Origin of the sequence: Phytohabitans houttuyneae (assembly GCF_011764425.1) — a bacterium.
In the GTDB taxonomy this organism is placed as follows: Bacteria; Actinomycetota; Actinomycetes; order Mycobacteriales; family Micromonosporaceae; genus Phytohabitans; species Phytohabitans houttuyneae.
In genome coordinates this window covers 477821-495716 of record NZ_BLPF01000003.1, presented here as the reverse complement: position 1 = coordinate 495716, position 17896 = coordinate 477821, and the positions used below count along the sequence as shown (strand labels likewise).

At 73.0% G+C, this 17896-nt stretch carries 20 protein-coding genes; 10 read left to right on the top strand and 10 right to left on the bottom strand.

Features of this window, described 5'->3' with window-relative positions; translation table 11 throughout:
- The first annotated feature begins 5 nt into the window (after positions 1 to 5).
- From Phou_RS37315 to Phou_RS37295, 6 genes are read left to right on the top strand one after another with little or no spacing between them, the layout of a single operon-like run.
- Positions 6 to 1085 carry an MSMEG_0568 family radical SAM protein gene (locus Phou_RS37315; RefSeq protein WP_246274158.1) on the top strand — a complete coding sequence of 360 codons (1080 nt, stop codon included), beginning with the start codon at positions 6 to 8 and terminating at the stop codon, positions 1083 to 1085.
- Positions 1086 to 1089: 4 nt separating this feature from the next.
- Positions 1090 to 2481: an MSMEG_0567/sll0787 family protein gene (locus Phou_RS37310; protein WP_173066239.1), complete on the top strand. Its 1392-nt coding sequence runs from the start codon at positions 1090 to 1092 to the stop codon at positions 2479 to 2481.
- Entirely contained in the window at positions 2478 to 2789 is a 312-nt protein-coding gene (locus Phou_RS53605) for a hypothetical protein (protein WP_246274157.1), read from the top strand. The genes Phou_RS37310 and Phou_RS53605 overlap by 4 nt, the downstream gene beginning before the upstream one ends.
- Positions 2723 to 3328 carry a carbon-nitrogen hydrolase family protein gene (locus tag Phou_RS37305; RefSeq protein WP_246274156.1) on the top strand — a complete coding sequence of 202 codons (606 nt, stop codon included), beginning with the start codon at positions 2723 to 2725 and terminating at the stop codon, positions 3326 to 3328. Before Phou_RS53605 ends, Phou_RS37305 begins: the two co-directional genes overlap by 67 nt.
- Positions 3325 to 4158 (top strand): carbon-nitrogen hydrolase family protein, encoded by an 834-nt coding sequence (locus tag Phou_RS37300; protein WP_173066235.1) that lies wholly within the window; start codon positions 3325 to 3327, stop codon positions 4156 to 4158. The genes Phou_RS37305 and Phou_RS37300 overlap by 4 nt, the downstream gene beginning before the upstream one ends.
- On the top strand, positions 4155 to 5123 hold the full coding sequence (locus Phou_RS37295; protein WP_246274155.1) for an MSMEG_0565 family glycosyltransferase: 969 nt from the start codon (positions 4155 to 4157) through the stop codon (positions 5121 to 5123). Before Phou_RS37300 ends, Phou_RS37295 begins: the two co-directional genes overlap by 4 nt.
- Positions 5124 to 5348: 225 nt before the next feature.
- Here the strand turns inward: Phou_RS37295 and Phou_RS37290 are convergent, their stop codons facing one another.
- The 7 genes from Phou_RS37290 to Phou_RS37260 form a co-directional block, all read right to left on the bottom strand.
- Positions 5349 to 7070, bottom strand: a complete 1722-nt coding sequence (locus tag Phou_RS37290) for an Hsp70 family protein (RefSeq protein WP_173066231.1) — start codon at positions 7068 to 7070, stop codon at positions 5349 to 5351.
- Between the two features lie 163 nt (positions 7071 to 7233).
- Positions 7234 to 7815 (bottom strand): dihydrofolate reductase family protein, encoded by a 582-nt coding sequence (locus tag Phou_RS37285; protein WP_173066228.1) that lies wholly within the window; start codon positions 7813 to 7815, stop codon positions 7234 to 7236.
- Positions 7816 to 7880: 65 nt separating this feature from the next.
- The gene (locus Phou_RS37280) at positions 7881 to 8720 is read right to left on the bottom strand and encodes a helix-turn-helix domain-containing protein (RefSeq protein ID WP_246274154.1); all 840 of its coding nucleotides are present in this window, start codon (positions 8718 to 8720) and stop codon (positions 7881 to 7883) included.
- Between the two features lie 43 nt (positions 8721 to 8763).
- Complete coding sequence (locus tag Phou_RS37275) at positions 8764 to 8901, bottom strand: hypothetical protein (RefSeq protein ID WP_173066222.1); 138 nt, start codon at positions 8899 to 8901, stop codon at positions 8764 to 8766.
- Between the two features lie 145 nt (positions 8902 to 9046).
- Positions 9047 to 9715 carry a Type 1 glutamine amidotransferase-like domain-containing protein gene (locus Phou_RS37270; RefSeq protein ID WP_173066219.1) on the bottom strand — a complete coding sequence of 223 codons (669 nt, stop codon included), beginning with the start codon at positions 9713 to 9715 and terminating at the stop codon, positions 9047 to 9049.
- Positions 9716 to 9749: 34 nt separating this feature from the next.
- Positions 9750 to 10127 (bottom strand): VOC family protein, encoded by a 378-nt coding sequence (locus Phou_RS37265; protein ID WP_173066215.1) that lies wholly within the window; start codon positions 10125 to 10127, stop codon positions 9750 to 9752.
- A gap of 308 nt (positions 10128 to 10435) precedes the next feature.
- Complete coding sequence (locus tag Phou_RS37260) at positions 10436 to 11101, bottom strand: hypothetical protein (RefSeq protein ID WP_173066212.1); 666 nt, start codon at positions 11099 to 11101, stop codon at positions 10436 to 10438.
- 144 nt (positions 11102 to 11245) lie between these two features.
- Here Phou_RS37260 and Phou_RS37255 point away from each other — a divergent pair, with 144 nt between their 5' ends.
- The 4 genes from Phou_RS37255 to Phou_RS37240 all read left to right on the top strand — a co-directional run bounded on the left by Phou_RS37255 (position 11246) and on the right by Phou_RS37240 (position 16365).
- The gene (locus Phou_RS37255) at positions 11246 to 13213 is read left to right on the top strand and encodes a sensor histidine kinase (protein WP_173066209.1); all 1968 of its coding nucleotides are present in this window, start codon (positions 11246 to 11248) and stop codon (positions 13211 to 13213) included.
- Positions 13201 to 13848, top strand: a complete 648-nt coding sequence (locus Phou_RS37250; RefSeq protein WP_173066206.1) for a response regulator transcription factor — start codon at positions 13201 to 13203, stop codon at positions 13846 to 13848. The genes Phou_RS37255 and Phou_RS37250 overlap by 13 nt, the downstream gene beginning before the upstream one ends.
- Before the next feature lie 169 nt (positions 13849 to 14017).
- Complete coding sequence (locus tag Phou_RS37245; protein ID WP_371872248.1) at positions 14018 to 14341, top strand: PadR family transcriptional regulator; 324 nt, start codon at positions 14018 to 14020, stop codon at positions 14339 to 14341.
- Positions 14338 to 16365: a hypothetical protein gene (locus tag Phou_RS37240; RefSeq protein WP_173066203.1), complete on the top strand. Its 2028-nt coding sequence runs from the start codon at positions 14338 to 14340 to the stop codon at positions 16363 to 16365. Before Phou_RS37245 ends, Phou_RS37240 begins: the two co-directional genes overlap by 4 nt.
- Here Phou_RS37240 and Phou_RS37235 read toward each other — a convergent pair.
- Genes Phou_RS37235 through Phou_RS37225 form a run of 3 tightly spaced genes read right to left on the bottom strand, consistent with a single transcriptional unit; the run spans position 16279 to position 17698 of the window.
- The gene (locus Phou_RS37235; protein WP_173066200.1) at positions 16279 to 16509 is read right to left on the bottom strand and encodes a hypothetical protein; all 231 of its coding nucleotides are present in this window, start codon (positions 16507 to 16509) and stop codon (positions 16279 to 16281) included. The two genes, Phou_RS37240 and Phou_RS37235, sit on opposite strands and share 87 nt — an antisense overlap.
- Positions 16506 to 17096: a hypothetical protein gene (locus Phou_RS37230; RefSeq protein WP_173066197.1), complete on the bottom strand. Its 591-nt coding sequence runs from the start codon at positions 17094 to 17096 to the stop codon at positions 16506 to 16508. The genes Phou_RS37235 and Phou_RS37230 overlap by 4 nt, the downstream gene beginning before the upstream one ends.
- On the bottom strand, positions 17093 to 17698 hold the full coding sequence (locus Phou_RS37225) for an RNA polymerase sigma factor (protein WP_246274153.1): 606 nt from the start codon (positions 17696 to 17698) through the stop codon (positions 17093 to 17095). The genes Phou_RS37230 and Phou_RS37225 overlap by 4 nt, the downstream gene beginning before the upstream one ends.
- Positions 17699 to 17896: the final 198 nt, after the last annotated feature.

The following is a 17896-nucleotide window of genomic DNA, read 5'->3' as shown; positions in this document are numbered from 1 at the left end:
CGGCTGTGAGCGTTGGCGCCGACACGACGGTGGCTGTGCGGATCATGACCCGCGCCGAGCTCGCTCTGCACGGGGTCCGTGCGGACACGCTGCGCAGGCCGGACGGCGCCGGGCCGAGCGGCGACGACCACGTCCTCATCGACGGCGCCAACGCCGCGCTGCCCACCAACCCGGCGAGCCCGTACACCGTTCGTGACGGCAGGGTCTGGCTCGGCGACGACGACATCGGCCTCACCCTGACTCCCGTCCGCCGGCCCAGGTTCTACGACCTGACCACCGCGGACGGTGTGCCCTACGAGCAGATCGCCCGACTGCACGGCGCCGACGTCCTCGCCACCACCGTCGTGCAGACCTGCGTCCGGTACGCCGAGCCGGACCGGTGCCGTTTCTGCACCATCGAGGAGTCGCTGCGCTCCGGTGCCACCGTGGCCGCCAAGACGCCCGCCCAACTCGCGGAGGTGGCCGAGGCGGCGGTGCGGCTGGACGGCGTGCGGCAGATGGTGATGACCACCGGCACCACCACCGGGCCGGACCGCGGGGCCCGCGCGCTTGCCCGGTCGGTCCGAGCGGTCCTGGCGGCTGTGCCCGGGCTGCCCATCCAGGTCCAGTGCGAGCCGCCGACCGACCTCGGCTGGATCGGCGAGCTGCACGCGGCCGGTGCCACTGCGATCGGCATCCACGTCGAGTCCCTCGACGAGGCGGTGCGGCGCCGGTGGATGCCCGGCAAAGCCACGGTTGCCATCGACGAGTACGAGGCGGCGTGGGACGAGGCGGTGCGCGTGTTCGGGCGCAACCGCGTCTCCACGTACCTCCTCGTGGGGCTCGGCGAAGACCCGGACGAGCTCGTCGCCGGCGCCGGCGGGCTGATCGACCGCGGCGTCTACCCGTTCGTGGTGCCATTCCGTCCGATGCGCGGCACCCTGGCCGGCCGCGACGGTGTCCGCGCACCCGACCCGCGGCTGCTCGCGCACATCACCGCACGGGTCGGCGCCATGCTCCGCGCCGCGGGCATGTCTGGCGCCGACCAGCAAGCCGGGTGCGCGGCCTGCGGCGCCTGCAGCGTGCTGCCCGCCGCGGGCGGCTGAGACGGTGAACGACATCCTCCTGCTGCTCGGCGACCGCAGCACGCTCGCGCGGCAGCCCGCGTTTCAGATCGAGGAGGCGGACGGCGCAGCCGTGCTGGATGCCTACCACCGGCTGCGCCGCGACGTGTTCGTCGACGAGCAGCGCCTCTTCGACGCCCACGACCGGGACGACCGCGATGAGGACCCGCGCACCATCGTCCTGGTCGCCCGCGACCCGAGCGGCGCGGTCCTCGGCGGTGTGCGGCTCGGACCGGTCGACAGCGGCCCGGACATCGGCTGGTGGAACGGTGGCCGCCTGGCCGTCGCCCACGCGGCTCGCGGCCCGCGTGGTATCGGCGCGGCCCTGGTCAGGGCCGCCTGCGCCCGCGCCGAGTCAGAGGGCGTGCTGCGCTTCGAGGCGACCGTACAGACCCGCAACGAGCCGATGTTCCAGCGGCTCGGCTGGGCACCTGTACGCCCGGTCAGCGTCGCGGACACCCCGCACACGCTGATGCGATGGCCGATCCGCCGGGTCAGCGCCCAGGTGGACGCGACCAAGTCGGCGCTCGGGCCACTGCTGTCGCAGCTGTCGCCGGGCGGTGCCGGGTTCGTCGGCGACGACGGCGCACCGGTGCCCGGCAGCGACGTGATCGCCGCCTGCGACGCGATCCTCCCGTCCATGGTGGAGCGTGACCCCGAATGGGCCGGTTGGTGCGCGGTCCTGGTCAACGTCAACGACCTTGCGGCGATGGGTGCCACCCCGATCGGACTGCTCGACGCGCTCGCCGCCCGCGACGCCTCCCACGCCGCCCGGGTCCTGGCCGGGCTGCGCCACGCCGCGGCCGCATACGGCACTCCGATCCTCGGCGGGCACACCCAACTCGGGGTACCGGCGGCACTGGCCGTCACCGCCCTCGGGCGGACCGGACACCCGGTACCCGGCGGCGGAGGCCGACCCGGCCACCGGATCCGCCTCACGGCCGACCTGGCTGGAGCATGGCGGCCCGGCTACCACGGTCGCCAGTGGGACTCGACCACCGGGCGCCGCGCCGACGAGCTCCGCGCGATGACTGGGGCCGTAGCCGCCAACCGACCGGCCGCGGCAAAGGACGTCTCGATGGCCGGCATCGTGGGAACGCTGGGCATGCTGGCCGAGGCGAGCGGCTGCGCGGCCGTGCTCGACGTGGCCGCCGTCCCGCGTCCACACGACGCCAACGCCGGCGACTGGCTGACCTGCTTTCCCGGGTACGCCGTCGTCTCCGCCGACATGCCGGGACGGCCCGCACCGCCCGCCGCGCCGGCGGTCAGCGCACTCTGCGGCGAGCTGACCCACGGCGAGGGGGTCGGCCTGCGCTGGCCGGACGGAGAGGTCACGCAGGCCCTCACCGGCGTCGTCACCGGAATGGGGAGAGCATGAGCAGGCTACGGATTGCCGCCGTCGCCGAGCAGTTCGGCCGCGACCTCGAACACGACTTCCGCACCGTCGAACGGCTCATCACCACGGCCCGCGCCGAGGGCGTCCGGCTGCTCGCCCTTCCCGAGGCGTGCCTGGGCGGCTATCTGCTCAGCCTCGACGGCGACAGCGACCAGGACGCGGGGCCGCCCCGTTGGCCGCGGACGGCCCACAGATCCGCCGCCTGGCCGCGCTCGCCGGCGAGATGGTCGTGGTCGCGGGCTACTGCGAAGCGGACGGCGACACCCGGTACAACAGCGTGGTCTGTGTGAACGGCGACGGTGTGCTGGGCAACCATCGCAAGGTCCACCAGCCGCTGCGCGAGGACGCCAGCTACTCCTCCGGCGACCGGTTCCGCGCTTTCGACACCCCGGTCGGCCGGCTGGGCATGATGATCTGCTACGACAAGGCGTTTCCCGAGTCGGCGCGGGCGCTGGCCCTCGACGGGGCGCAGATCGGCGTCTGTGTGTCCGCCTGGCCCGGCTCGCGTACCAGTCCCGCCGCCGACCTGGCCGAGGATCGGTGGAAGCGCCGTTTCGACCTCTTCGACCGGGCGCGGGCACTCGAAAACCAGATCGTGTGGCTGTCCGCCAACCAGTCCGGGTCCTTCGGATCGCTCCGGTTCGTCGGTAGCGCCAAGGTCGTCGACCCGGGCGGCGAGGTCCTCGCCGACACCGGCGTGACCGCCGGCATGGCCGTCGCCGACCTCGATGTGGCCGAGGTGTTGCGGACCGCGCGCCGCTCGATGGCTCACCTGCGCGACCGGCGCCCGGAGGCGTACACGTACCCGGCGGGAGCCTTCAGCGCATGAATATGGTCCGGATCGCGGCCGCCGCCGCCCACTTCGGTCGCGACCTCGACTTCGACCTGGCCAGGATCGGCAAGATAATCGAGGACGCGCGCGGCCAGGGCGCCGGACTGCTCGTGCTGCCCGATGCCGCTCTGGGAGGCTATCTCGCGGATCTGCGCCACCCGGACCCCGAGGCGTTGCCGCCCGCGCTCAAGCCGGACGACCCGCTCATCTTCCAGGTCGCACGCCGCGCCGCCGAGATGACCGTCTGCTTTGGATACTGCGAGGCCGACGGCAACCTCCGCTACAACGCCGCCGTCTGCGTCAACGGCGACGGTGTCCTCGGCCGACACCGCAAGGTCCACCTCCCCGCCGGCGAGGTCGCCGCGTACATGCCCGGCGACACCTTCGACGCCTTCGACACCCCGGTCGGCCGTGTCGGCATGCTCATCGACTACGACAAGACCTTTCCCGAAGCCGCTCGCAGCCTCGCCCTCGGCGGCGCCCACATCCTCGCCTGCCTGTCCGCGTGGCCGACCAGCATCACCAACCGCGCACCCCGAACCCGCCAGGACCGCCAGTCCCGGCTGTTCGACCTGTACGACCAGGCCCGCGCCGCCGAAAACCAGGTCGTGCTCGCGTCGGCGAACCAGACCGGCGCCATGGGAGGTATGCGCTTTCTCGGGCAGTCCAAAGTGGTGGGTCCTGGCGGCGACATCCTCGCCCGCACCTTCGGCAAGGCTGGCCTCGCCGTCGCCGACATCGACGTCGCCGCCGAAGTCGAACGCGCCCGTCGCGTCCTGCACCACCTCGACGAGCTCCGGTTCGACGCGTACCGCGGCTCGCCGTGAAGATCGCGCTGCTGACCTACTCGACGAGGCCACGCGGCGGCGTCGTGCACACGCTCGCCCTCGCCGAGGCACTGGCCACCGTGGGACAGGACGTCACCGTGTGGACCCTCGGCCGGGGCGACGACCGCGGGTTCTTCCGCCCTGTCGACCCGCTGGTACGGCTGCAGGTCGTGCCGTTTCCGGACGGCCCGTCCGGCGAGACCGTTGGCGACCGGATCCTGCGCTCGATCGCCGTCCTGCGCGACGCCTTCGACCCGCGGGCCTACGACATCGTGCACGCCCAGGACTGCATCAGCGCCAACGCGGCGGCGCCCTGCATCCGCACCGTCCACCACATCGACCAGTTCACGACACCGGAGCTGGTCGCCTGTCACGAAAAGGCCATCACCGAGCCGCACGCGCACATCTGCGTCTCGACCGCCGTGGCGAAGGAGCTCGCCGACGGCTGGGGCATCACCGCCGAGGTCATCCCCAACGGCGTCGACTACGAACGCTTCACCACCACCGACCCGGCGGCACGGGCGAAGTGGCGAACACGGCTCGGGCGCTACCTGCTCAGCGTCGGCGGCATCGAGCCACGCAAGGGATCACTCGACCTGCTCGACGCGTACGCCCTGCTACGTCGCGACGTGCCCGACGTACAGCTGGTCATCGCCGGCGGCGAGACGCTGTTCGACTACCGCGACTACCGCGCCAGATGGGAGAAGCGCGCCGCCGACCTGGGCGTCGAACCGGTCGTGCTCGGCGCGGTCCCCGAGGAAGACATGCCGCCACTGGTCGCTGCCGCCGCCGCGTTCGCGTTCCCCTCCCTCAAGGAAGGCTTCGGCCTGGCCGCCATGGAGGCCCTGGCCGCTGGCGTACCCGTGGTCGCGCGCGACCTACCGGTGCTACGCGAGGTCTTCGGCCCGGCGGTTCGATTCGCCACCGACGCCCCGCCTTCGCCGCAGCGCTCGCGACCGCTCTGACCCGCAACGACCCGGCCCGGAGAGCGGCCGGTCACCAGGTGGCGGCCCGGCACACCTGGGCCGAAGCGGCCCGCCGCCACCTGACGCTCTACCAGGCCTGGTCCGATCCACAGCGGAGAAGGAACGGAGGCGTCCCGCCGTGACCGTCCCAGCCACCAGGCCCCGCACAAGGCGCGCCAGACCGTCACGCGTACCCACTCGCGCCAACGGGTACGCGCTCCCGCGTCAGGGCTCGAGGAGCCGGGCCGCGACCGCGTGGGGCTGGTAGACCTGTTCGGTGATGCGTAGGTGGAGCTCCCGGATGTTTGGTAGGTGTGCCAGCCGGCGCAGCTGGTGGTGGCGGCCGTCGGCCTCGACGATGAGCACGCCGTAGCCGAGGATCTGGCCGAGCCGGCGCTGCTCGTACTCGATTTCGGTGATGCGGTCGAGCGCGAGTGACACCGATCGGTGATTGCGTCCTCCCTCGACCAGCATCAGCCGCTGGTCGGTCAGGCACAGCCAGGTGCGCGACCACTCGTTGAACCGGTAGGCGGTCTGCGACAGCACACTGAACCACGCGACGGCGACAGTGATCAGCCAACCTGTCGAGCCCAAGGCCCACGCCGTGGCGGCGATGCCGGCCGGTATGGACGCTGCGCCGACAACCGCCGAGCCGGCGACGTGCACCCAGTGGCGGCGCCACTCGCCTCGTCGCCGCTCCGTCGGCAGCAGGTGCCGCGCCACCACCACGTGCGGCGGTGGGTCGAGGCTGGGTCGTGGCCGCGGCGGCACGTAGGACGGCGGCATGGGTGTGCCGTCCTCGTCGAGGAGGCCGAACGGGTCGTGGGGCTCCGCGATGTCGGATCGGCCCTCCACAATGGTCAGGTCGACGGCGGTGAGTGTGACCCGCCGGTGCAGCAGGCCACCGTGCGCGACCACGAGCTGCGGGTCGTCAACCGCGGTCGCGGGCACGCCGAGTGCCCGATGCAGGAGCGTGGCGACCAGTGGGATCCGGGACGAGCCGCCGATCGGAAAGACGGCGCCGACGTCCTCGGGCGGGATGCCGGCGCGGCGCAGGGTGGCGAGGGTCAGCTCGACGGTGCGGTCCAGCAGCGGCCGTGCCAGCCGTTCCAGCTCGTCGCGGGTCAGGTGCAGGCGACGGTCGACAAGTGGGACGAAGACGTCGGCGCTCACCTGGCGCGACAGCTGCTCTTTGGCCTCGCGAACGTTGCGCCACAACGCCTGCCGGGCCTGCCGCTGCTCAAGCGTCGTGGGCCAGTCGAGCTGCGCCCAGCCCGGATCGGGGTGGGCGCGACGCAGATGGCGGACCAACACGTCGTCGATGTCGAGGCCGCCGACATCGTCGAGGCCGCCGCTGGCGGCCACCTCGAAGCCGCTCGGCGTCACGCGGACCACGCTGACGTCGCAGGTGCCGGCACCCATGTCGTACACCACCAGGCAGCGCCCGGCCGGCAGCGCCTTGCCGACCACCTCGACCAGGTAGGTGGCCGCGGCCACCGGCTCGGTGACGAGGAGGGCGCCGTCGAGGCCCGCGTGGGCCGCGGCCCGGGTGAGGATCGTCCGCCGGGCCGGGCCCCATGCCTCCGGGCAGGTAATCACCACCTCGGACGGATCGGTGCCGGTCACCCGCACCGCCTCGGCGACGGCCCGGTCGAGCACGGCGGCGACGAGGTTTACCACGCCGAGCTCATGGTCGCTGAGCCAGACGGTGCCGTCGTCGACGCGGCGTTTCGGGTGGGCCTCGAAGCCCGCCGGGTGCGCGGGCGCGGCCCGCTCGGCGTCTTCTCCGGTGAGCAGGACGCCGTCGACACCGAGGAAGACCGCCGAGGGCAGCCGGGGCGAGGCGTCGAAGTGGACCGGCCGGACCGGACGCCCCGGCTCCTGGATCATCGCGACGGTCGTGGACGTGCCGAAGTCGATGCCGAGCCGATAACCGCCGCGGATCACCGACTCAGTGTAGTGACGCGCCGACCGACCGTGTATCACCCCGTCGTGGCGGATCTGGCCGACCGTTGGCTCCACCGGCGCCGGCCGTCGGCCCGCCCACCGACGCCGCCGCGCCCGCGATCCTGGACCGTTTCCCGGGGTGTACTCGCCGCGTACAGCCGGGTCAGCGGCGCACCCGATAGCGCAGGTGAAGCACCCGGTTGCCCTGAATCGTCACGTCAGGATCCTCCAACAGGTGCTGCGCGTTGACCGACCCGAAGAAGCGCTTGCCGGACCCGAACACGACGGGTACGACGTCCATGCGCACCTCGTCGACAAGGCCGGCGGCAAGCACCTGGCCACCGACGTCGCCAGCGGCGACCTCGACCAGGCGGTCACCCGCAAGCTGCTGCGCCTTGGCCACGGCTGCCTCGACGCCGTCGACGAAGTGAAACGGCGCCGCGGGGTCCCAGCCCTCGGGCGCCGGCCGGTGCGTAACGACGACCACGTGGTCGATGCCGCCCGGAGGCTTCCCGTCCCAGCCGTCCGTCAGGTCGAAGACGTGGCGGCCGGCGATCGTCACCCCGATCTGGTCCCAGTACGTGCGGGTGTGGTCGTAGGACGCCTGCGACACCTTCAGCATGCCGCTCTCGTCCAACGGGACGTCACCGCTGGTCAACCAGTCGAACAGCGGTCCGGGCTGGTCGTTCTCGTCCGCGACGAAGCCGTCCACCGACACCGAGGCGTATATGACTACCTTGCCCACGGGGCTCTCCTCTGCTTTGGGGTGCCCCAAATTAGTGGGTCGTGAGCTGCAGCTCTTGTAAGAAATCAATCGGCCGGAAGCGGCCAGCCGTCGATCACGTGGCCGGGATGTTCACGCAGGAAACGCCGCCGGACTTCGATGTACCGGGTCGGCGTGAGCCCGGTGAACGCACGGAACTCGTGGCCGAAGTGGGCCTGGTCGAAGTAGCCTGCGCGACCGGCGACGTCGCCCCAGTCGATCGGTTCAGCGGGGTTGATCGCGAACACGGTGGCGGTGAAGCGGTAGGTGCGGGCCAGCCGCTTCGGCGTGACGCCGATGAGCTCCTTGAACCGCTGTGCCAGATGAGTGCTGCTGACACCGGCTGCCAGGTTCAGGTCGCCGATCGCCACCGCCCCGCTGGCCGCCGCGATCACACTGCTCGTGTGGCGGACGAGCCCCAGGCCGGCGGTCTCGCACAGCCGTCGCAACAGCTCCTGCTCGAGCAGCGTCAGCATCTCGTGCGGTCCGTCCGCCGCGGCGAGCCGGTCTCGAAGCTCGGCAACGGCTGGCCGCCCCCAAACCTGCTCTACCGTCACCGGCCGGTCGCACAGCTCGGCCGCGGGCATCGGCAGGAACGGCGCCAGGCCCCACGGCTTGACGTGCACGCCGACGGACCGGGTCGGGAGGGGGTAGCCGAACTCGAACGCGCGGGTGGGCATGGTGATCACGCAGCCGTCGGCGTACTCAGCCGTCTCGATGTCGGTGCCGGCGCGGATTCGGAACGGCGCCCCGAGGTTGACGATGAGCAACGCCGACGGCGCCGGCGGCAGCGTCAGCCGGGCGTACGGCGGCGCACCCTCCAGGTAGTAAAGGTCGTCGATCAGCCCGTCCAGCGGCGGTCGCGGCACTCTGGACACGTACTCCACGCCCACAGCATCGCGGCCACCGTGTGCGCGATCAACCCCGCCGTCAATGTGACGATCCACCGCCGCTGAGGTCACGGACCACACGCGCGGCGCGCGCCTCGTCGAAGTCCGCGTCCTCGATCTCGTCAAGGCAGAGGGTCTGCGCGACCTGCGCCAACCCCAACCAAAACGGCCGGGGCATCGCGTGCCGCCGCCCCGCGTCCACAACCGCGGCGAACGCCGCACCGAGACGACCACCAACCGGCGTCGCGACAGGTAGCTCGGCAGCCAGCGCCCGCAGCTGCCCGGCAGCCCGCTGTTGGCGCTCGCGGCACTCGGCTGTTTGGCTACGGCTCTGAGGAGAACAGCTTCCAGTGCCCCTCGGAGACGACCTCGGCGGTGCCGTCGGTCACCTTGATGGCGGTCTGGTCATCGATTGCGTACGCCGGACCCGCGATCTCGGCCGCCCATCTCTGGGCAGCAGCCAAGGTGTTGTCCGGCATGTGACCCAGGTGCGGAAAGATCGAGAAGTCGACGATCCCGAGGGTGCTGTCGCCCCCGGTCGGTGGCGTCCACTCCACGAAGTCCCCACCGATCCGGGGAGTCATCACCATGCTTCCCGCACTCAACCCCACCCACACGGTGTCCCGCAGCGACGGCAGCAGGTCCGCCAGCCCCGACTGCCGCATCCAGTGGCACAGGTACATCGCATCGCCGCCGGCCGCCAGCAGGACGTCAGCCTCCCGGACCCAGGGAACCCACCGCCGCTCGCCGACACTGGGCAGCGCCGTCAGCTCAAGGACGCCCAGCGACTTCCAGCCCAAGTCGCACATGGGTAGCGGCGTCTGGCCGGTGATGAACCGCCACGCCGACGCCGGCCCGCACATCGGATGGCCGTACTGCGCCGTAGGGACGCACAAGGCCCTTGAGTCGGCGATCGGCTTGCCCAACAGGTCGACAAGCGCATCGCGGATGCTTGGGTTGCTGACGCCCGCGGACGTGAGAAGAAGCCTCACGCATGACACCATAGCCGGGTTTGATCGCTCGCTCTCATCCGCCGTACGGCCGCGTGATGATCTCGAGGTTGTGACCGTTCGGGTCGGCCCAGTACAGGCCCCGTCCGCCGTCGTTGGTGTTGATCCGTCCGGGCTGGCGGTGGAGCGGGTCGGCCCAGAATGTCAGCCGGCGATCCTTGATCCGAGCCCAGATCTTGTCGAACTCCTCCTCGCTGACCAGGAACGCGTAATGCTGTGCGCGCACCGGCCGGCCGGCTTGGATTACGTCGAGGGAGACGCCGTTGCTGAGCTCGACGACGCGGAACGGCCCATACGTCCCGGCCGGCTCCAGCCCCAGCAGATCGACCAGGAAGTCGGCCGTCGCGTCCCGGTCCTGGGCCTCGACGATCGTGTGATTGAACTGCACAGGCATGGCAGACCTGCCCTTCCACTGAAGCGGCAACCTGCTACCTGTCTACACCCGCGTCCTGACGTGCGGTCTGGGCGGGGCTGCCTGGCCGTGCTGGTCGCTAACGTTCCGGATCTGGTCGGCCGGCAACGGCCGGCGTGTCCACCGCGCATGTCCTGTAAGCGCGCTCAACACGGGAGCAGGGTTGCCCGGGGGCGGACGGTAGGAAGAGTTTGCTTGTTCCTGCGCAGCCGCGGCAACTGCTGGACCGCGTACGAGAAGTGACGCCGCTAGGCCCCGGCGTTGCCGCGCCGGGGCCCAGCTCGGGTGGGTCAGGCGGTGCGCATCGCGTAGTACGCGACCACCACCAGGCTCAGCATCTGGACCGCCTGGACGACGTTGAGCACGACTCCGCCGAGCGCGAACGTGCCGACCGTCAGCACCAGGTACGCGACCGGCAGCCACCGCGGCACCGCGCGAGCCCGCCACAGCGCCACCATCAGGGCGAGTGAGCCGAGGGTGAAGAGCAGGAACCCGACCATCTGTACGCCGAGCATGTGCCCCGGGCTGTCCTCGACGTAGCTCATCAGCGCCTCGCCGGGGCCGGAGGGGATGGCGGCGGTGTCGGTGGCGTACCAGGCGAAGGATCCGAACGACACCATGCCCGCGCAGAACGCGACGCCGCCGAGCGTGGTCATGACCGCTCCAACGTTCGCCCACGCCGCGCCCCGGGCGGGGGCGAGCAGGCAGACGGCGAGGCCGAGCGCGGTGCCCACCACGGCGAACGCCAGGCCGTCGGCCAGCGAGCCGAGCCACGCGGCGTCGCGGTGCGGGGCGAGGTCGGCGTAGCCCAGGGCGTCCCGCTCGCCCCAGGGCTGCCACAGCACGAGGACGGCGACCACGGCGGCGCCGAGGGCCAGGAAGGCGGAGACGATGGCGGCCCGCGGGGCGGCGGGACGGACAGGCGCGGAGGTGACCGCGGCGGTTTGGGTGGACATATCAACTTCCCTCCGAGACGGGTCGCTTGGCGATGCCATCCAGGCTGGGATCCGGGGGCGGTCCGGGGCATCGGTACAGGCGCCGGCCCCGACCTCCGTGCCAGCACTGGTCCCATCGCGGCCACCCGGTCGTAGAGTGCGGGCATGAGTGGGCCCCGACGCGTCGCACTGGCGACCTGCCTGGTCACGGGGGTCGTGCTGGCGGTCGCCGTGGTGCTGGCCGCACGGGCCCCGGTCACCGGGGCCTTGATCAACCTGGGCATCGCCCTGAGCGTGGCGCCCGCCGCGGCGGTACTCGGTCTGGTCATCGCCCGCCGCCGTCCCCGCAACGTCGTCGGACCGTTGCTGGGTCTCCTCGGCCTCACCACGGCGCTCAACGCCGGCCGCGACATCGCCTGGTGGTACCTGGCCGAGCGGCGCCCGGACGCGCTGCCGTCGCTCGACTGGCTGGCGGCGCTCGCCGACCAGAGCGCGGTGTGGATCTTCGTGGCCGTCGCGCTGCTTCTGCTGTACTTCCCGGACGGCAAGGTGCCCGGCCCGCGGTGGCGGTGGATCCCGCCCACGCTCGTCGCCTGTGCCGCCATCGACCATATCGGCACCTCGTTCGACACCATGCCGTTCCGGGCGCCGTTGCAGGACATCCCCCGACCGTGGTCACCGCTGCCGCTGCCCCTGCAGGCGGCGGGCCTGGTCGTGTTCGTCCTGGAACTGGCCCTGGTGCTGGTCTGCGCGGCGTCGCTGGTCGTCCGGTTCCGCCGCTCCGACCAGGTACGCCGGGCGCAGATCAAGTGGCTGGCGCTGGCCGGCATGGCGATCCCGATCTATCCCCTGGCGTGCCTGCTGGAGATCCTGCTGTGGGGCCGGCCGCTGTGGGTCAGCGCCGCGATCGGCCTCGCCGGGCTGATCGGCATCCCGGTGGCGACCGCGGTCGCGATGCTGCGCCACGACCTCTACGACGTCGACAAGGCGCTCGCCGCCACGGTCACGTACGGCCTCGTCAGCGCGACGCTCATCGGGATCTACGCGGTCACGTCCGTCATCGGCGGTGTGCTGCTCGGTCAGGAGTCCACTGTGGCCGCCGCCGTCGCCACCGCGGTCTGCGCGGTGGCGCTCTCTCCACTTCGGACGCGGCTGCAGCGCGGCGTCGACCGCCGCCTCTACCCGATCCGCCGGGCCGCGCTGGCCGCGGTCGACGCGCTGAGCCGGGACGCGCGCAGCGGCGACGCCCGCCCCGAGCAGCTGGAGGGGATGCTCCGCACCGCACTGCGCGACCCCGGGCTGCGGGTGGGCTTCCAGGTGCCCGGCACCGAGGGGTACGTCGACACCGGCGGCGACCGCGTCGATCCCGCCGGCGCGGTGCCGGTGGAGCTCGGCGGGCGCGAGATCGGCGTGATCCGGCCCGGTTCCGGCGCGGTACGCCCGGAGCTGCTCCGCCAGGTCGGCGGTGCGGCGGCGACGCTGGTCGAGGTCGTGCGGCTGCGGCTGGAGGTGGCCCAGGCGCTGCGCGAGGTGGAGTCGAGCCGGGCCCGGCTGGTGCAGGCCGGCTACTCCGAGCGGCGCAGGCTCGAACGCGACCTGCACGACGGCGCCCAGCAGCGGCTCGCCTCACTGGGCATGGCGTTCCGGCTCGCGCAGCGGCACCTCGGCGACGGCTCGGTGGACGTCAACGCGGTGCTCGACCAGGGCGTCGCCGAGCTCGGCACGGCGCTGGCCGAGCTCCGCCGGATCGCGCACGGCCTGCGCCCCGGCCGCCTCGACGACGGCCTCGGCCCGGCGCTGACCGAGCTGGTCCGCACCGTGCCGATCAAGATCGACCTGGACATCCGCACCGACCCGCTGCCCGACGACGTCGCCACGACGGCGTACTACGTGGTCAGCGAGGCCCTCACCAACGCGGTCAAGCACGCCACCGCCGAGCGCATCGTGCTGAGTGTCTGCCGGTCCGACGGCCAGCTGCTGATCAGCGTCAGCGACGACGGCCGCGGCGGCGCAACGCTGTCCCAGCGCTCCAGCATCGCCGACCGGGTGGCCGCGCTCGGCGGCACGCTCCGCGTGGACAGCCCGCTCGGCGCGGGCACGAAGGTGGAGGCGGTGCTGCCATGCGCATCGTGATCGGCGAAGACTCCGCGCTGTTTCGGGAGGGACTCGCCCGGCTCCTCGTCGACGCCGGCCACGAGATCGTCGGCAAGGCGCCGGACGCGCCGGCGCTCGTCGCCACCGTCCACAAGGAACAGCCGGACCTGGCCATCATCGACATCCGGATGCCGCCCGACCACACCGACGACGGCGCCCGCGCCGCCCGCCAGCTCCGCGACACCCACCCGGACCTGGGTATCGTCCTGCTGTCCCAGCACCTGGAGACGCGCCACTCGGTCGAGCTGGTGACCCGCGGGCACTTCGGCTATCTGCTCAAGGACCGCGTCTTCGACGTCGACGACTTCCTCGACGCCATCCGCCGGGTCGCCGCCGGCGGCTCCGCGCTCGACCCCGAGGCGGTCGCAGCCCTCATCACCCGCCGCCACAACGACCCGCTCGCCGCCCTGACCTCCCGGGAACGCGAGGTGCTGGCCCTGATGGCCGAGGGCCGCACGAACATCGGCATCGCCCGGCGGCTGTGGCTCACCGACCGCACGGTGGAGACCCACGTCAGCAGCATCATGGCGAAGCTCGGCCTCGCCGACACCGACGAGGACCACCGCCGGGTGCTCGCCGTCCTGGCGTGGCTCGGCCAGCAAGCCCCGGGCTGAGCGCCGACAGGCGGATCCCGACCTTGCTGGACCACTCCCGGTTGGCCTGGATCTTGAGCGTGGTGGTCAGGCCGATGCTCGCCGCTGTCGGCCGCTGCCGGCTGGCTAGGCACGCGGCGGTGCCACCTACCGCGAGGACGACTCCCGAGGGGCTATGTAGAATCTCTACATGGCTATGCGAGTGACGGCTGCGGTGGCGACCGTACTGGCCGTCTTTCTGGAGGATCCGGACGCGGATCGCTACGGTCTGGAGCTGATGCGGGCCACCGGCCAGCCCAGCGGGACGCTCTATCCGATCCTCGCCCGCCTCCAGGAGGCGGGCTGGGTGGCGGCGCACTGGGAGGGCGTCGACACGACCGAGGTGGGCCGGCCGGCGCGGCGCTACTACCGGCTGACCCCGGACGGCGCGGTGGCGGCGCGGGACGCGGTCGCCGACCTCTCCGCGCGCCTGGCCAAGGCGCAGCCGGCGAGCCGACGGCCGCGGCTCGCATGAGGCTCACCGGAGTGGTGTTGCGCCTCGCCGCCCGCCGCTGGCCAGTGCCGGGTCGGGCCGAGCGGCTAGCGGAGTGGACGGCGGAGGTCCACGTGCTCCGCCACGAGCGCGGCGGAGCGGTAAGGCGTGAGCTGCGCGCACTGCGGTTCGCGGCGAGCCTGGCCCTCAGCGCGCCGCCCCGCGGCGGCGCGGTGTCCGTGCGGCCGTGGCTGTCGCCCGGCACGGCCGGCGCGGCGGTGGCGCTCGGCTCGGGCGGGCTGTTCGTGGCCATGTTCGCCGTGCTGGCGACGGGTCCCGTCCCGGTCGCGCTCCTGCGCGACCTCTCCGGTGCGGTGGCCGGGCCGGAGCTGGAAGGCTGGCTCACCGCCGGCATGTACGCGGGATGGCTGCTCACCCTCGTCGCGCTCTGCGGGCTGGGCGGCACCGCCCTCGGCCGGGCGCTGCCGGGTGTGCCGGTGCTGGCCGTGGCCCTCGCGCTGGGCGCGGCGGCCGCCGCCTGCGGCACCTACCAGGTGGGTGGGACGGGCACCGGCGCCATGCTCGACCCGCTCCTCATCGGACTGGCCGTCTGGCTGGCCTCCTGCGTGGTCCTCACCGCACAGGTGCGCCGGCGGATCATCGGCGGTCAGCTCGTCGCGGCCGTGGTGGCCGGCTGCGTGGGCACCCTGATCCTTGTCGAGGCCGCCGGCATCGCCGCCGCGGCGCCACTCGTGGCGCCCACCCTCGACGGCGCCGCCACGGCCCTGCGCTGGGCCCCCGCCGCGCTCGCGGGTGCGTCCGGGTCGAGCCTGCCGCTCATGGAAGACGCGCCCTGGCTGCCGGGCCAGCTGTTGCTGCTCACCGCCATCACCGTCGGATACACGCTGGGCTCGGCCACGCGCGAGCGCCAGGTGGCCGCACCCCCGCCCCCGGACCTCCGCACGCCGCTGCCCGGCTGGTGGCGACCCGGCCTCGGCGGCCTGGTGGCACTCGTCGCCGCGCTGGCCGCCTGGGCGTACGCGGTCGCGGTGCTCACGCCGGCCGTGCCCGAGGTGGCCGCGATGGCGCCGATGCCGGGCGGCGACGGCGAGCTGTACATGTGGGTCGCCGAGCTGCGGTGGGCCGCGATCGCGACGGCCGCGATCGGGCTGCTGGCGGCGACCGCCGACCGGCACCGCCCGCCCCTGGCCGCGGCCGGTCTCGGCACCCTGCTGCTGGTCGCCGACGGCGTCCTCGCCCGCGACGGCGTGACCGACCCGCGGGTGCCGGCGTTGGTCGCCGCCGCGGTCGCGGGCGCCGCCTGGTGGCTGGCCGGGCCGCGGCTGCACGTGCCGCGCTCGGCACCGGTCCGGCGGCGGCTCACCGTCGCGGCGGTCACCTCGATCGGCTGCGGGCCGTTCCTGCTGGTGCAGGGCACACCGGAGGTCAATCACCGGCTCCTGCCGGCGGGCTTCGCGGTCGTGACCGCCGGCTTGGCCGTGCTGGCCGTGATGCTGGCCGCGTTCGCCACCTGGCACGGCCGCGCCACGCCGCCACGCCCGCTCGCGGTCGGCGCGCTCGTGGTGCTGGTGGCGGTCCCGCTGGGCGCGCTCGGCGCCGGTACCACAAATGGAGCCGCACCCGCCACGACCGCGATGGGCATCCTGCTTGCCGGACCGGCCACCCTGGCCGTGCTGGCGATCCTCCGTGGCCACCGGCCGCGGGCCCGGACAATTCCACTCTGGACACTGGCCGGCATCGGTGCCGCCGTGCCCGCCGTCATGGCCGTGGTGACCATCTCCGTCGTCGGAGCACCGCTGCTATTCGCGCTCTCCGACACGACCTATCCGGTCGACGGCCTCGCCGCGATTCCGGGCGCTGCGCTGCTCTGGGCGGCAGCCGGCATCCTCTATGCGCTGTGGCTCGCCCCGGTCACCCGCCCCGCCCGCCGGCTGGCTGGCAACCCCCGTCCGGTCCGGTCACTCGATGCGGAGCTGGTGGGCGGCGGGGTCGACGGTGCGGGTGGTGGTGGCGGTCCGGAGCTCGAGGCGGGAGCCGGCCGGTGAGCCGCGGTCGCTGGGCCACCAGGCTCCCCAGACGCCGCCGTACACGGTGGCGGTGACGCGCAGGCCGTTGGCCAGCACGATGTCCACGCCGGTCACATCCGCACCGCTCAGCCCGTAGACCTGGTTGACCTCAAGCCGGATCACGCCCTCCTCGGTCTCCTCGGGGGTGGGGCGGACAGGTTGCCGCCGAGCACCAGCACGTCGCCGGCCGGCGGCGGGGTGAAGGGCTTGTCGGAGACGGTGGCGGACATGCTGTTGAGGCCGCCGTGCTCCTCGGTCCGCAGGCCGGACAGGGCGATGAGCGGGTCGGCCGGCGTGCCGTTGCCCACCGACACGTCGACGCAGTAGGTGAGGTCGCCGCGGCGGTCGACCAGCACCTGCCGGCGGGCCGCGGCAGCCGGGCGCGCGGGTACCCCCTGCACGCCCACCGCACCGACGTCCAGGTCGCTGCATTTGGACGCCCACGTCGCGATGTCGTCGCTCGACGCGCCCACCGGCGGTACGGCCCCCGGCTCGGCGGTCCAGCCCGCGTAGCTCGGCGGCGCGGACGGATCGGCGATCAGCAGGACCGTCGTGGTGGCCGCGACCGCCGCGACGGAGGCGACCGCGAGGCCGGCCCGCCGGCGGTGGCGTGCGCGCACCGCCGGCGGGGGTGGGGTGGCGTGGTCGGTGAGCAGCCGTCGAACCGCGGCGTGGCGCTCGAGGTCAAGGCGGGACTGCAACCCTGTCATGGCAACTCCTGGCGCGATGCGGAGCCGATGAGTGCGTCGGGCGTGGCGAGGCTTTCGAGGCGGGCGCGCGCGCGTGACAGGCGGGACCTGACCGTGCCCACCGGTACACCGAGCGCGACCGCGGCGGCGGCGTAGCTGAGCCCCTGCCACACGCAGAGGATCAGCACGTCGCGGTCGGCAGCAGGCAGGCGCGCGAAGGCCCGGGTGAGCTGGGTGAGGCGGCGCTCGTCGTCGAGGCGGGCGGCGACCTCGTCGGCGTGGTCGGGCGTGACCGGTGGCGGTGGCAGGCGGGACAGCGCGCGCCGGTGCCGTAGGGCGCTACGCCACCGGTGCTGCACGGTGCGGCGGGCGATGCCGTAGAGCCAGGGCAGGGCGGTGCCGTCGACAAGCTCCACGCCGGCACGGCACCGCCACGCCTCCAGGAAGACGATCGAGACAAGGTCGTCGGCCGCGTCGACCGAACCGGTCCGGCGCGCGCAGTACGCACGGACCGCCTCGCAGTGCCGGTCGAACAGCACACCGAAGCACTCCGCCTCGCCCCGCACGGCCCGCGCCCACAGCTCGCCGTCGCCGAGTCCGGTCACACCCGTCGTGTCACCCACACCCCACCTATGCCCGCTCCGACCGGCCGGTTCCATGGTGCCTGCCGCGGGTGGCGTACAACGCCCCGGCCGAGACCGACGGCCCTACGTGGCGAGGCGTTGAGCTGCCCGCTGTCGAGGTTGGACACCGGTGCGGGCGTGCGGCCGCTCACCGGTGCAGGCCGCGCGGTGATCCAAATGACGGCGCCGGTAGCTGCT

Bases quoted from the DNA above. Each gene is read 5' to 3' on its own strand.
- Phou_RS37300 (WP_173066235.1), top strand. From the start codon at position 3,325: ATGAATATGGTCCGGATCGCGGCCGCCGCCGCCCACTTCGGTCGCGAC.
- Phou_RS37250 (WP_173066206.1), top strand. From the start codon at position 13,201: ATGCGCATCGTGATCGGCGAAGACTCCGCGCTGTTTCGGGAGGGACTC.
- Phou_RS37245 (WP_371872248.1), top strand. From the start codon at position 14,018: ATGGCTATGCGAGTGACGGCTGCGGTGGCGACCGTACTGGCCGTCTTT.
- Phou_RS37305 (WP_246274156.1), top strand. From the start codon at position 2,723: ATGGTCGTGGTCGCGGGCTACTGCGAAGCGGACGGCGACACCCGGTAC.
- Phou_RS53605 (WP_246274157.1), top strand. From the start codon at position 2,478: ATGAGCAGGCTACGGATTGCCGCCGTCGCCGAGCAGTTCGGCCGCGAC.
- Phou_RS37230 (WP_173066197.1), bottom strand. From the start codon at position 17,096: ATGACAGGGTTGCAGTCCCGCCTTGACCTCGAGCGCCACGCCGCGGTT.
- Phou_RS37265 (WP_173066215.1), bottom strand. From the start codon at position 10,127: ATGCCTGTGCAGTTCAATCACACGATCGTCGAGGCCCAGGACCGGGAC.
- Phou_RS37255 (WP_173066209.1), top strand. From the start codon at position 11,246: ATGAGTGGGCCCCGACGCGTCGCACTGGCGACCTGCCTGGTCACGGGG.
- Phou_RS37275 (WP_173066222.1), bottom strand. From the start codon at position 8,901: ATGCCCCGGCCGTTTTGGTTGGGGTTGGCGCAGGTCGCGCAGACCCTC.
- Phou_RS37240 (WP_173066203.1), top strand. From the start codon at position 14,338: ATGAGGCTCACCGGAGTGGTGTTGCGCCTCGCCGCCCGCCGCTGGCCA.
- Phou_RS37260 (WP_173066212.1), bottom strand. From the start codon at position 11,101: ATGTCCACCCAAACCGCCGCGGTCACCTCCGCGCCTGTCCGTCCCGCC.